10 protein-coding genes and 2 riboswitches are annotated in these 13,835 nt (G+C 37.0%); of the genes, 8 read left to right on the forward strand and 2 right to left on the reverse strand.

The window, feature by feature from the left end; genetic code table 11:
- Window positions 1-34: 34 nt before the first annotated feature.
- Entirely contained in the window at window positions 35-3,067 is a 3,033-nt protein-coding gene (locus tag CD041_RS09940) for an NADH-dependent flavin oxidoreductase (protein ID WP_062078245.1), read from the forward strand.
- Window positions 3,068-3,079: 12 nt separating this feature from the next.
- Window positions 3,080-4,456, forward strand: a complete 1,377-nt coding sequence (locus CD041_RS09945; protein ID WP_037540733.1) for an MFS transporter — start codon at window positions 3,080-3,082, stop codon at window positions 4,454-4,456.
- A gap of 372 nt (window positions 4,457-4,828) precedes the next feature.
- Here CD041_RS09945 and CD041_RS09950 read toward each other — a convergent pair whose 3' ends face one another.
- Window positions 4,829-5,401: an ECF transporter S component gene (locus CD041_RS09950; RefSeq protein ID WP_002492523.1), complete on the reverse strand. Its 573-nt coding sequence runs from the start codon at window positions 5,399-5,401 to the stop codon at window positions 4,829-4,831.
- Between the two features lie 134 nt (window positions 5,402-5,535).
- Window positions 5,536-5,634: riboswitch (TPP riboswitch) on the reverse strand.
- A gap of 97 nt (window positions 5,635-5,731) precedes the next feature.
- Window positions 5,732-5,831, forward strand: a riboswitch (TPP riboswitch).
- Window positions 5,832-5,902: 71 nt separating this feature from the next.
- Between CD041_RS09950 and CD041_RS09955 the strand changes: the two genes are divergently transcribed.
- Genes CD041_RS09955 through CD041_RS09965 form a run of 3 tightly spaced genes read left to right on the forward strand, consistent with a single transcriptional unit; the run spans window position 5,903 to window position 9,207 of the window.
- Window positions 5,903-6,970 (forward strand): LuxE/PaaK family acyltransferase, encoded by a 1,068-nt coding sequence (locus CD041_RS09955; RefSeq protein WP_002460757.1) that lies wholly within the window; start codon window positions 5,903-5,905, stop codon window positions 6,968-6,970.
- A gap of 12 nt (window positions 6,971-6,982) precedes the next feature.
- Window positions 6,983-8,416, forward strand: coding sequence for an acyl-CoA reductase (locus CD041_RS09960; RefSeq protein WP_070648111.1), 1,434 nt, complete (start codon window positions 6,983-6,985; stop codon window positions 8,414-8,416).
- A 20-nt stretch (window positions 8,417-8,436) separates the two neighbouring features.
- Complete coding sequence (locus CD041_RS09965; protein WP_070648110.1) at window positions 8,437-9,207, forward strand: SDR family oxidoreductase; 771 nt, start codon at window positions 8,437-8,439, stop codon at window positions 9,205-9,207.
- 205 nt (window positions 9,208-9,412) lie between these two features.
- On the opposite strand, the gene CD041_RS09970 is transcribed toward CD041_RS09965, so the two are convergent.
- Window positions 9,413-10,948, reverse strand: coding sequence for a PTS transporter subunit EIIC (locus CD041_RS09970; RefSeq protein ID WP_037544286.1), 1,536 nt, complete (start codon window positions 10,946-10,948; stop codon window positions 9,413-9,415).
- 247 nt (window positions 10,949-11,195) lie between these two features.
- On the opposite strand from CD041_RS09970, the gene CD041_RS09975 reads away from it, so the two are divergent.
- The 3 genes from CD041_RS09975 to CD041_RS09985 all read left to right on the forward strand — a co-directional run bounded on the left by CD041_RS09975 (window position 11,196) and on the right by CD041_RS09985 (window position 13,568).
- On the forward strand, window positions 11,196-11,774 hold the full coding sequence (locus CD041_RS09975) for a hypothetical protein (RefSeq protein ID WP_002460762.1): 579 nt from the start codon (window positions 11,196-11,198) through the stop codon (window positions 11,772-11,774).
- A 103-nt stretch (window positions 11,775-11,877) separates the two neighbouring features.
- Complete coding sequence (locus CD041_RS09980; RefSeq protein ID WP_002460763.1) at window positions 11,878-12,633, forward strand: SDR family oxidoreductase; 756 nt, start codon at window positions 11,878-11,880, stop codon at window positions 12,631-12,633.
- 137 nt (window positions 12,634-12,770) lie between these two features.
- On the forward strand, window positions 12,771-13,568 hold the full coding sequence (locus CD041_RS09985; protein WP_070648109.1) for an arylamine N-acetyltransferase: 798 nt from the start codon (window positions 12,771-12,773) through the stop codon (window positions 13,566-13,568).
- Window positions 13,569-13,835 lie beyond the last annotated feature (267 nt).

Here is a 13,835-nt window from a genome sequence, read left to right on the forward strand (position 1 = left end):
TGTTTTCACAATACACACTCAGGAGGATGTTATTATGGATAAACACATTACTGATCAGCTGACACTACATTGTGGTGCAACATTAAAGAATCGTGTTTTAATGGCACCAATGACGATTCAAGCTGGCTATTTTGATGGTAGCGTCACTAGAGAGATGATTGACTACTACCAATTTAGAGCTGGGAGTGCATCAGCAATAATTGTCGAAAGTTGCTTCGTTGAAGATCACGGTAGAGGCTTTCCTGGCGCTATAGGTATCGATACGGATGAAAAGATTCCTGGTTTAACACGCTTAGCCGATGCCATTAAATCAAAAGGTTCGAAGGCAATTTTACAACTATATCATGCTGGTCGTATGGCTAATCCAAAATTAAATGCTGGTGAAACACCTATTTCTGCTAGTCCAGTAGCTGCTTTAAGACCTGACGCTTCAGTACCACGAGAAATGACCCACAATCAAATTTTAAACATGATTGAACGCTTTGGAGAAGCAACGAGACGTGCCATTGAAGCAGGTTTTGATGGTGTTGAAATTCATGGTGCTAACACGTACCTTCTACAACAATTTTTCTCTCCACACTCTAACCGCCGACAAGATGACTGGGGCGGATCACGAGAAAAACGAACAAACTTCCCCGTTGAAGTATTGAAAAAAGTACAACAAGTTGCCTCAGAACATCATGCGCAAAATTTTATTATTGGTTACCGCTTCTCCCCTGAAGAAATAGAAGAACCTGGTATTCGCTTTGAAGATACGATGTTCTTACTTAACACCTTGGCACAGTACCATCCAGATTACTTCCATATTTCTGCTAATAGCTATAAACGAACTTCTATCGTTAACCAAGATGATACTGAACCGCTAATTAATAAATATTTATCCCTTCAAAATGAAACATTGGCAGAGATTCCAATCATGGGTGTTGGAAGCATTGCACAACGTGCAGATGCAGAAGAAGCCTTGACTCTAGGCTATGATTTAATGAGTGTTGGTAAAGCTTATTTAGTCGAGCCAAATTGGTTAGAAAAAATATTAAATGACGAAACTGTAGAAGATTTCGCAGATATACACGATCAACAAACGCTACACATTCCTTCACCTTTATGGAAAGTCATGGACTTTATGATTCTTGATAAGGCCGAAGAACATAGAAAATATGAAAAATTAAAAGCATTACAAAATAAAAAAGTAGCGTTTAAAGCAGGAGTTTACAACGTTTATGCAAAAGGACATAATGGTAATTTGCCAATGCAAGTAGAACTGTCTAAAGATAAAATTATAAGCGTTCATGTGGATGACAGCGGCGAGTCTGAAGGAATTGCTAATCCTGTCTTTGAACGTTTACCTCGCGATATTATCGACGGACAAACATTAAATGTTGATGTCATTTCAGGTGCTACCGTAACCAGCCAAGGTATTATTGATGGTATAGCCGATGCCATCACTCAAGCTGGTGAAGATCCAGATATTTTACGAGCTAGACCAAAACCTGTTGTGCAATGGTCAAATGAAACAATAGAAGAAACGACAGATATTGTTGTAATTGGCACGGGTGGTGCTGGATTAAGTGCAGCTGCTACAGCTTTGGATAATAACAAAGAGGTTATTATGTTGGAAAAATTCCCTGCTATTGGTGGTAATACAATTCGAACTGGTGGCCAAGTCAACGCACCAGAACCACAATGGCAAAATCGCTTCCCTGCACTCGCTGGTGAAAGAGATACATTACGTGAACTCTTATCATTAGACGAAGCAAACATTGCTGAGGACTACCTAGAAGATTTCCACAAAGTGAAAGATCAAATCAAAGACTATTTGAACGCTACAGAAGAAGAGAAACCTTATCTCTTTGATTCAATCGAATTACATCGTATACAAACTTATCTTGGTGGTAAGCGCACAGATAAATACGGCGAAGAGATTTCTGGACAATATGATTTAGTTAAAACATTAACAGACAATGTATTAACATCTGTTAAATGGTTGACAGACAAAGGTGTTCATTTTGACCGTTCTTTCGTTGATATGCCTGTAGGTGCGTTATGGCGTCGTGGCCATAAACCTATGAAAGCACAAGGTTTAGAATATGTAGAGACGTTAAGTAACTATGTTAAAACAAACGGCGGACGTATTTTTACAGAAACGACAGCTGAAAAACTGATTGTTGAAGACCATAAAGTGGTTGGTGTTGAAGCACGTAAAGCAAATGGTGCCAAAGTGCATATTCGCGCACGTTACGGTGTCATTCTTGCTACAGGTGGTTTTGGTGCTAATACGAAAATGCTCCAACAATACAATACGTATTGGGATAACATACCTGATGATATTAAAACTACTAATTCCCCTGCCATTACTGGTGACGGTATTCGCTTAGGTGCTCAAGCGGGTGCACAACTTGTAGGCATGGGCTTCACACAAATGATGCCTATTTCCGATCCGAAAACAGGTGCACTCTTTACTGGCTTAATCGTGACACCATCAAACTTTATCTTCGTCAATAAAGATGGTAAACGTTTTGTCAATGAGTTTGAAAGTCGTGACGTCTTATCCAAAGCTGCTTTAGAACAACCTGACGGCTTATTCTACATCATTGCAGATGCGAATATTAAAGAACTCGCAATGAATACATCTGAAGATAAGATTAATCATGAGCTTGAAGACGGCACACTCGTTAAAGCTGATACATTAGCGGCACTAGCTGAAAAATTAAATATAAATCCTGACACATTTATCAATACAATAGAGCGCTATAACGCTGCTGTCGACAAAGGACATGATGATGATTTTGGTAAAAATGCCTTTGATCTTAAAATTGAAAAAGCACCATTCTATGCAACACCACGAAAACCTGCCGTGCATCATACCATGGGTGGTTTAAGTATTAACACAGGTGCTCAAGTACTCGATATTAATGGCCAAGTCATTCAAGGTCTATATGCTTCTGGTGAAGTTGCAGGAGGTATACATGCTGGTAACCGATTAGGTGGTAATGCACTAGCTGATATCTTTACATTTGGTCGTATTGCAGCTCAAACCGCATCAGAGCATCAAGTTATTAAGGAATAGGTCGTGATGAGTATGTCAAATTCATATCAAAAAGGTAAACAACTTATTATTGGAATTATATTAGGTATTTTAACGTATTGGCTTTTTGCGCAATCATTATTGAATATTGCACCTCATGTGCAACATGACTATAAAATAGACATGAGTGTAGTTAATATAGCAGTGAGCTTAACCTCATTACTTACAGGCGTCTTTATCGTTGTAGCAGGCGGATTATCTGATAAATTAGGCCGTGTCAAAATGACCAACATCGGATTAATCCTTAGCATTATTGGTTCTTTAGCACTCATTATCTCAAACATGCCTATCTTATTATTAACAGGACGTGTCTTACAAGGATTGTCAGCAGCTTGTTTATTGCCTTCTACAATTGCTTTAATTAATCAATTTTTTACTGGTGAAGAACGGCAAAAAGCTTTAAGTTTCTGGTCATTTGGCTCTTATGGTGGTACAGGTTTAGCGTCATTATTCGCTGGTACTATTGCAACTTATGTAGGTTGGCGTTGGATTTTTATCCTATCTATCATCTTTGCGTTTATCGCAATTATCTTATTGCGTGGTACACCTGAATCCAAAGATCGTTCTAGCGATGGTAAACGCTTTGATGTCATCGGTATCATTGTCTTTGTAATCATGATGGTCAGTGTCAATGTAGTGATTACGCAAGGATCAAAAATTGGCTGGTTAAGCCCAATCATTTTAACCTTGATGATTATATTTGTACTCACGTTATTTATCTTTTATTTTTACGAACAACGACAACGGCATCCCTTTATCGACTTTAGTTTATTTTCAAACAAGGTCTATATTGGAACAACAATTGCCAATTTATTAGTAAATACCGTGATTGGTTCACTTGCTTTATTCAATATTTTTGCGCAAGCGGGCTTAGGTTTAACCGGAGCACAAGCTGGACTGATTACTATCCCTTATATGCTAGGCAGTCTATTAATGATACGTATTGGTGAGCGTTTTATGCAAAAAAAAGGCCCACAAATCCCATTGATGGCTGGTCCAATATCAATTAGTGTAGGTATTTTGTTGCTTGCCTTAAACTTCTTACCACATATCCTGTATTACATCATTGCTCTTATTGGTTTCTCTTTTATAGGACTGGGATTGGGCTTCTTCGCCACACCAGCGCTATCAACTGCAGTATCTAATGCACCTGAATCTAAGGTCGGTATGGCTTCAGGTATCATTAAAATGACCTCTACATTAGGTGCCGCATTCGGTATCGCTGTAGTAACAACTGTTTATTCAACTTTAGAGATAAACCACACACCTCATATGGCAGCAACTATCGCCCTTATTGTCGGTGCATGTATGGTCATTTCAGCCTTTATAGTAGCTTTCTTAGTTATACCTAAACAACACGTCAAAGCCTAACTTTTCACAGTCTAGGACATCAATACCTCTGACAAGTTAGGGCCGGGCCCCAACAAAGAGAATTTCAAAAAGAAATTCATCAAGCAAAGCAAGTTGGGGTATACACAATATTAAGTGTTATATATAAAAGAAGCACAGAGATGGTTTGATATAAATCATCTTTGTGCTATTATTTTAGAATCTTTTTCTTAGCCTGTTTTATACGATGTGACTTTTACTATTATATAATAATTCAGCGTTTTAGATGATTGAAAAAGCTTGGTATCCAGCGTATTTTCAACCCAGTCAACTAGTGACAATATATAGTTTATAGCCTAAAACATAATGATGTCCCAGACTTTCTTTTTAATAATTAAAGTTATCACTGTATCTTTATAACGAATCGATATCTTTTTTCGTCGATGATTGATACAAGCGTGTAACACCTGTTTTCTCTAGTGATAGGACAATATAATAGCCAAATAATCCTGATAAAATGGTTCCACTTAAAATGCGAATCGCATAAAGTAATATCACATTCCACCACGGCATATTGCCTAAATAATTAAAGAACCAATCGACAGGAACGGTAAAAATTCCTGCAGTTGCCCCTGCCAACATGGCAACAGATGCTTTCGTTGACTTATATTTAAAAATTAAGAAAATCAATTCACATGCAAGACCTTGTGCAAGACTGTGCATGATGATTGACATGTTTAACTCGCCAGATAATATTGTTTCTCCTGCGCCAGCTGCAAGTTCTGCTAAAATGGCAACACCCGGTTTACGAATGATAAGAAAAGCAACAATCGCCGCGATAAACCATAAACCATATGCAATTTGGTCTAAATGCAATCCTAGTGGTTTTAATGCGGCAACGGTTAAGCCTACCATTTTATAAATAATTCCAAAAATAAAACTAATTAATACGGTGACTAAAATATCTGCTAACGTCAATCTTTTCATTCTTACTCTACTCCTTCGATAACATTGAGCAGAAAAGTACAAAAAAAGAGAGAGACAACAATCTAGTTTCAGAACTTTTGGTTCCGAAAGCATAAGCTGTTCCTGTCTCAACCTCGTAAAAAAAGTATATATATCCCGCATCCTATATACTTCCCTACGCTAGTATTAACTAGGTCAGGTTCAAAGGGTTTGGATGACACCATCTCAGTTCGAAAACACCCCTAGTACTTATATCTGCATTACTTAAAATATAGTTCATTTAAAATACAATGTCAAAATTATTTTTGCATACACGATCTATCTTCAATATAATAAAAGTATTCCAATATTATACATCACTATGGGTGCATCTTGCTGAGAGAAGTAACTTACTTCAACCATTGAACCTGATATGGCTAATACCAACGTAGGAAAGTGATTAGATTTAATTACCGCTGAGCAGGATGTACCATTATATGATGGTGTATACTGCTTTTTATTTATGCTTAGGAGGCTGTCCCAATGGATATTACACAAATAAAACAACAGATGACTAACTTTATTACTGACGGTAAATCAGAAGATTTTCCACAAATGGCGCTCACGCTTTTTAACTTTCAATTTAATCATAATTTAGACTATCAAAAATTTTGTATCGCCCAAGGCAAGACACCTCAAACTGTGCGTCAATGGCAAGATATTCCTGCCGTACCTATAGACGCCTTTAAACAAGCGACCTTTAGTGCGATTCCTCCAGAAGATGCAGCATATGTCTTTATGACAAGCGGTACGACACGCGGAATCAAAGGAAAAAATTATCATCTAGATTTAGATGTTTATGATTTAGCTATGACGAAATTTTTTAAGCAAAAGGTCATGCCTCAGATAGAACGTATTGATATGGGTATCTTATTCCCTAGCCCTAATGATATGCCCCATTCATCTTTAGCGCATTACTTAGAGGTTGTTAAACAACAATTTGGAACCTCACTTAGTGACACATTTATTAATCAACAGGGCATTCAATTTGAGTCAGTGGTGCAATCTTTACGTCATGCCGAAGCACAAGGAACACCTTATGCATTATTAGGCGCAAGTTATAGTTTGGTTCATTTCTTGGATTATTTAGCTGACCACGGCCTTTATTTTAAACTACCTAAAGATAGCTTTATCTTTGATACTGGAGGCTATAAAAATCAATCTCGCGATGTACCTCAATCAGAATTTTATAGCACATTAGAAAAACGATTTGGTGTGCCAAAAGATAAATGTATCAATATGTATGGTGTCACAGAATTAAGTACGCAATTTTATGATGATGGCAATGCGGTGTCACCTTCAATCAAGCACGGACCTCATTGGTGTCGTAGTAGAATTGTTAATCCGCTCACATTAGAACCTGTTCCAAATGGAGAAAAAGGTGTCTTAATTCATTATGACTTAGCTAATTATAATTCTGTTGCTGCAATTATGATGGAAGATATTGGTGAAGCACGAAATGATGGCTTTATCTTACATGGACGCACTGAAGGCGCTTTAGCTAAAGGTTGCTCCCTAGCTGTTGAGTCATTTTTAAACACGATGAAATAAAGGAGGATTAATGTGACCATACAACTTGGCTATGTCCCTTTTCTAAAGGCTGAAGACATTCATTATCAAACAATTCAAGTGGGCAACTATACCGTGAAAGTTCCAGACTTAACACAATCTCAATTAACTAACGTGTGTCATCAAATTAAATCGGCCAGATATCATTTACAAGCATATACGATTAATGACATCATTGACGTAATTGATCACGCCATCCAGATATTATTAGACCGCACATCTAAATGGCGTCAATTAGCTGAAGAAATTTTACCGCAATCAACGGGTTATCCTTTTGACATAATAAAGGTTGGGCTAACGCGTTATTTAATGACTTTCCGGAAGCATCAACTACATCGTTTTATCGCGGAAGACTTACCTAACCCACAAATACTTAATCAGTTTATTCCAAATCATAAAGGGGGTTATACTAAGGCCGTTAGTCCTGCACTCATCACCCATTTATGGTCTGGCAATATACCAGGACTACCATTATGGAGCTTTATTAGTAGCTTATTAGTGAAATCTGGTAGCATTTGTAAATTACCGCATGCTGAACCCTTTTTAGCTAGTTGGTTCGCAGAAATTATTGCGGAAATCGATCCTGTTATTGCTCAATGCTTCGCCGTCATTTATTGGCCTGGTGGCGAGACACAATTAGAAAGTATTGCCATTGAACAATCAGACGTTATTTTAGGTTACGGCAATAATGATGTTCTGTCTGCCATTGCTCAACGAATTCCCGTGACTAAACGTTTCTTAGCTTATGGCGAAAAGGTCAGCTTAGCCTTAATAGGCAATGAAACATTATCTCCTAATAAAGTAGAGCAAGTAACTCGAAATATTGCCCGGGAAATTACTAACTATGATCAGCAAGGCTGTTATTCACCACAAATGATTTTTATACAACAGGGTGGCAACTATCATCCTCTACAAGTTGCTCAAATGATTGCACATCAGCTACAACAACTTGAACAACTTTTCCCTGTTCAATCATTCAATTTACAAGATAGTATGACCAGATCACATTGGTTACAACAAGCAGAGACGCAAGCTTTACTTACTGATGATATACATGTTTTTAAAGGTGCTCATGCGTCATGGATTGTCACCTTCCATAAACAATTAACCTTTTTACCAAGTCCATTAAATCGATTTGTTAGAATTATGCCATTTACCAACATTACACAGCTAACACAGCTGCTCACACCTTATCGTTCATATTTGCAAACGGTTGGCATTGCAGCTGCGACTGAAAAAATGCTTCAGTGGTCTGAAGCACTGGCTCAAGTAGGTGTCTGTCGTTTTTCAAGTCTTGAAACAATGACTTTACCGGAAGCTGGTTGGCATCATGATGGTGGCTTTAACTTACGTGATTTACTAAGCTTTGTCGATATTGAACAACCATTATTATCCAGCAGTGAACATTTTGTCGATTATGAAATTTAATTTTCAAAGAAGGAGGAATGATGATGACTACGTTACAAGACCAAGTCATACTCATCACTGGTGCAAGTAGAGGTATTGGCAGTGCCATCGCAGAAGCATGTGCTCAATCCGGTGCACACGTTATTATCAACTATAAATCCAATACACAAGCGGCACAAAAAACTGTGTCACGATGTCAAGCACATGGCGGTATTGCTGAAGCGATACAAGCAGATATCAATCAACGTCAACAAGTAGATGAGATGATGCATTATATACAGAATAATTATGGCAAACTCTCATGCGTTGTAAACAATGCCTTTCGTCCATTCGAATTTAATGCTGAAACCCGTCAAGTCGCAGATGAGATGAATTGGCAAGATTACGCGACACAATTTGAGGGCGCACTGCTGTATACGCATAATGTGATACAAGCAGCCTTACCCTATTTAAAGCAACAACAAGCAGCTTCAATTATTAATATGACAACAAATTTAATTAAACGGCCTATCGTCCCTTACCATTCTTATAATGTAGCTAAAAGTGCACTAGAAGCCTACACCAAAAATTTAGCAATAGATTTAGGTAAGTATGGTATTCGCGTAAACTGTGTTGCTCCTGGCCTTGTCTATCCAACAAATAATACACTAGCTACGAAAGAACAGCTTAAACAACAATTGTTACAGCAAACACCTTTAGGCCGCTATACCGTCCCAGATGATATTGCTGGACCTGTAATGTTTTTAGCAAGTGATTGGAGCCGTTTTATGACAGGACAAGTTCTATATGTTGATGGTGGACTCACAATATAGAATGACATTATGAGAGAACGAATCTGGAACATCATGCAGTAGTTGACTGGATTGAAAATACGTTGATACCAAGCTTGTTTCAATCCTAGTCAACCTTGCCGGGGAGCGGGACAGAATGCATAATAAATTCTGCCCCGCTCCCGTTCGAAATCATATTATATATATCATATTTAACGATGAAAAAGCATATTTTAAACTATGTTCCCTATGATTGTTCTAATAATTCTTCAACTTCATTTTTAATTGTCGTAACGTGAGGACCGTATACAATCTGAGCGCCGTTACCTCTAACAATTACACCTTTGGCATCGGTCTTTAACAGTGTGGATTTATCAAGTAAGTCACCATCTTTAAGTGTTACACGCAACCGCGTTGCACAGCAATCTACGACCTCAATATTTTCTTTACCGCCTAACCCTTGGACAATTGTTTCAGCGCGCTCTGTTGCAGCTACTGTGTGTTGTGCTTCTTTATCTTCTCGACCAGGTGTCTTAAAGTTAAAAACAGTAATCAATGTTCTGAAAATCACATAATATAAGACAAACCACACAATACCAATAGGAATGACCCACAGATAATTTGTCTTATCATTACCTTGTAAAACACCAAATAAAATATAATCGATAAACCCACCACTAAATGTTTGTCCTACCGTGATATTAAAAATATCTGCCATCATAAAGGCCAAGCCATCTAAAAATGCATGAATTAAATACAATACTGGCGCAACAAATAAGAAACTAAATTCTAACGGCTCGGTAATCCCTGTCAAAAATGATGTTAATGCTGCAGACAACATTAATCCACCAACAACCTTTTTATGTTGTGGTTTAGCCGTATGATAAATGGCCAATGCCGCGCCACATAACCCAAACATCATCGTAATAAAACGGCCAGACATATAGCGTGAAATACCTGAGAAATAATGTGTGACATGTGGATCTCCTAGCTGTGCTAAAAAGATATTCTGCGTACCACGTACCATATGGCCTCCAACTTCTAATGAACCTCCAAGACCTGTTTGCCAGAATGGTAAATAAAAAATATGATGCAACCCAAATGGACCAAGTAATCTTAAAATAAAACCAAAGAAGAATGTACCAATAACGCCTGTTTTTTCAACTAAACCGCCCGCATTAAAAATCCCACTTTGCACTGTAGGCCAAATATAAAACAAGATAACGCCAAGAAAAATAGCACTTATCGCTGTGACAATAGGTACAAAACGAGAACCACTAAAGAAACCAAGATAAGCAGGTAACGTAATTTTATTATATTTATTATGCAAATAAGCCGTCAAAATACCTGTAACAATCCCACCAAAAACACCTGTTTCTATCGTTTGAATCCCTAACACCATACTTTGTCCATGCTTTGCAAGCTCCGTTGTCTTAGCTAAACCATCAGTTATGACTAGCATCCCATTCATGGTGGCATTCATGATTAAAAAGCCAATCAATGCAGCTAGTCCAGCCGTCCCTTTATCACTACGTGCTAGGCCTATAGCAACACCAATCGCAAAAATAACTGGTAAATTTTGAAAGACAATGTTTCCTGCACTAGACATTAATGTAAAAATATTCTGTAGTATGGCTACATCTAATACTGGATAAGCTTTGACTGTGCTTGGATTACTAAGTGCACCTCCTATGCCAAGTAATAATCCAACAGCAGGTAAAATAGCAATAGGCAACATAAACGATTTCCCAAATTGTTGTGCTTTCTCAAAAACTTTGTTCACTGTTTACACTCCTCCCGATAAGCAAGAACCACATTGTATGTATATGGGTTCGTTTTCACATATACTATAATGTCGCAGAAAATTATTATCAATCTTTTTTAGTATTTTGAAAAAACTTTTCAAAAGAGCACTTGAACAACTAATTTTATATCAGTCTAAATAAACAACAAATTATTTCATATAATTTATACTTCAATATTTATATATAATAAAACTACTACGCCATACATAAGAAAGGTCGCTAACCATGGAGGAAGTATTGACAAATGATAGCTTTTCAAATTTAACATATACAAAACTTAAACGATTTAATAAAGATTATTGGAAATTTGTCTTAATCATGTTTCCAACCATACCAATATCTGCTATATTGCCTTATTTAGGAAATATATATTTAAAAAATAATAAAGATAATATATTTGTCCATGGAACCATATTTCCAGATAATTGGACGATTATAGCTGGTTTAATCTTTGCTTTACTATTTTTTTATCTCATTGTGCTTTCACCGCTACTCTCATTTAAAAATGACGTGCAAACTGAAATTGACATCGTAAATAGCGTACTTATAAACAATCAGGGTGAGCTTCACTCATTTATTCACTTAATTAGGTGTGATCATTTTGAAACTGAGTATTACGAACATTTAATTACATTTATCTCAAGAGAATATACACGCGTAACTAAGCAAGATTTATCTCATGAGCAGCAAACACGCTATGACGAAGTACAGCCACATTTATCATTAGATGAAGCGCATCGCTATGTACGAGAATTGTATTTAACATTGGAAAAACGTTATAACAACATTAACCTACCAGAATAGTCATGCCTTGTATTGTCAAATAGCATTTATGATTTAATTGGTTTAAGATCTCCTTTTTGATGGAATAGAGAGAGTGAAAATTAATTAATCATGAGGTGATGGAATGTTTAAGTTAACAAATCAAATTGCACTCGTTACTGGCGGTGCTAATGGTATTGGCAAAGGCATTGCAGCAGCATTAGCCCAAGCAGGTGCTAAAGTGATTATTGGGGATATTGATGACACACGTGGTAAAGAAACGGCACGTGAATTGAACGGAGACTTCATTGAGTTAGATGTCACACAGCATGACCAAGTTAAAGACGTCGTTGATCAAATTGTTGCTAAATATGAACGCATTGATATTCTGGCATCAAACACAGGTGTATACCCACAAATTGATATCGAATCATTGACTGAAGCAGATTGGGATTATATTCAAAATATTAATCTAAAAGGTATGTTTTTTGTAACACAAGCTGTGTTAAAAGTAATGAAAGCACAGCGTTATGGTCGTGTCATCATTACTTCTTCTGTTACTGGGCCAATTACTGGCTACCCTGGTTGGGCGCACTATGGTGCCTCTAAAGCAGGTCAATTAGGCTTTATGCGCAGTGCGGCACTAGAGTATGCGAAATATGGTATAACTGTAAACGCTGTACAACCAGGAAATGTATTAACTGACGGATTAAAAGCTCAAGGTGAAGCTTATTTAGAAGGCACACGTAAAATTATTCCTACACATGAATTAGGCGAACCTTTAGATATTGGTTATGCGGTAACATTCTTTGCGTCACAAGAAGCAAAATTTATTACTGGCCAAAGCCTAGTTATCGATGGTGGTCAATTGTTACCCGAAGAACCTGATGGTGTACTATGAAAATAGCACTGCTTTAATAAAACGGGGATGGTGTTACCCCGTTTTTTTATTTTTAAAAATTGATAAAACATCATAATTGTAACAAGATATAACGATTGTTAACATTGCGTCTATAACTGATTATAAAAGGAGATTTTATGATGAATATCCGAGCGTTTGAGCACTATATGAGCATTGATTCTGAACGCTATTCAGAACCATCGCTAGAAGCACTAAATGATTATGCAACATGCTTTATGTATACGGTGCCTTTTGAAAATATCAACGTTCAAAATGGCATACCTATCTCTGTCGACATCAATGATTTATACCATAAAATTGTCAACAATCATCGCGGAGGTTTTTGTTATGAATTAAACACGTTATTCCAGACGTATTTAAAAGCTAAAGGTTTTGATGCACAGATGATGTCAGCTACCGTTCACACAGCAAACGGGGGACATCGGTTAGAAGGCTCACACGTGTCACTCGTCGTTCCATTACAAGGGACATATTATGTGACCGATGTAGGATTTGGTGATTTACCACTTCATGCGATGCCTATTACTTTAGAACAAGATAGTCAACCTGTACAAGATATATCTGGAACATTTCGTGCCATATTTAAAAATGAAAATAAAACAAGATTTTTTGTCCAAAAATGGGAAAGTGATACTTGGAAAACGAAATACGATGCAATATTAAAAGCATCTTCAATTGATGCATTTAAAGATAAAATTAACTATAATGAGACACATCCCGATTCTATCTTTGTTCAAAACTTACTCATCACACAGCCTAAATCATATGGTCGTGTAACAATGTCCCAACAACATCTTACGGTGACTAAACAAAACAAAAAAGTACAATACGACGTCACACCTCAAAATTATCGTCAGCTGTTACAAGATTATTTTAATCTTAATGTGACGATTGATTGGCTAGAACTATCATAATAGAAATTTCAATTGTATAACATATGTTATGCTGATTTTATACACAAGTTACCTCATTCGTTTAGCACCGAAAAACTGGCTAAACCAGTTTTTCTAACAAAGTAAGCTACCCACTAAGCAAAAGCGTCAACTATACGAAGTATTGAATATAAAAAGGGAGCGGGACAGAATTCATAATGAATTCGTAGTCCCGCCCCGGCAAGGTTGACTAGTATTGAAAAAAGCTTGGTATTAGCGTATTTTCAATCCAGTCAACTACTGCCAATA

Origin of the sequence: Staphylococcus lugdunensis, from assembly GCF_002901705.1 — a bacterium.
Lineage (GTDB): Bacteria > Bacillota > Bacilli > Staphylococcales > Staphylococcaceae > Staphylococcus > Staphylococcus lugdunensis.

Coding starts and splice junctions, on each gene's coding strand:
- CD041_RS09940 (WP_062078245.1), top strand. CDS start 35: ATGGATAAACACATTACTGATCAGCTGACACTACATTGTGGTGCAACA.
- CD041_RS09945 (WP_037540733.1), top strand. CDS start 3,080: ATGTCAAATTCATATCAAAAAGGTAAACAACTTATTATTGGAATTATA.
- CD041_RS09950 (WP_002492523.1), bottom strand. CDS start 5,401: ATGAAAAGATTGACGTTAGCAGATATTTTAGTCACCGTATTAATTAGT.
- CD041_RS09955 (WP_002460757.1), top strand. CDS start 5,903: ATGGATATTACACAAATAAAACAACAGATGACTAACTTTATTACTGAC.
- CD041_RS09965 (WP_070648110.1), top strand. CDS start 8,437: ATGATGACTACGTTACAAGACCAAGTCATACTCATCACTGGTGCAAGT.
- CD041_RS09975 (WP_002460762.1), top strand. CDS start 11,196: ATGGAGGAAGTATTGACAAATGATAGCTTTTCAAATTTAACATATACA.
- CD041_RS09980 (WP_002460763.1), top strand. CDS start 11,878: ATGTTTAAGTTAACAAATCAAATTGCACTCGTTACTGGCGGTGCTAAT.
- CD041_RS09985 (WP_070648109.1), top strand. CDS start 12,771: ATGATGAATATCCGAGCGTTTGAGCACTATATGAGCATTGATTCTGAA.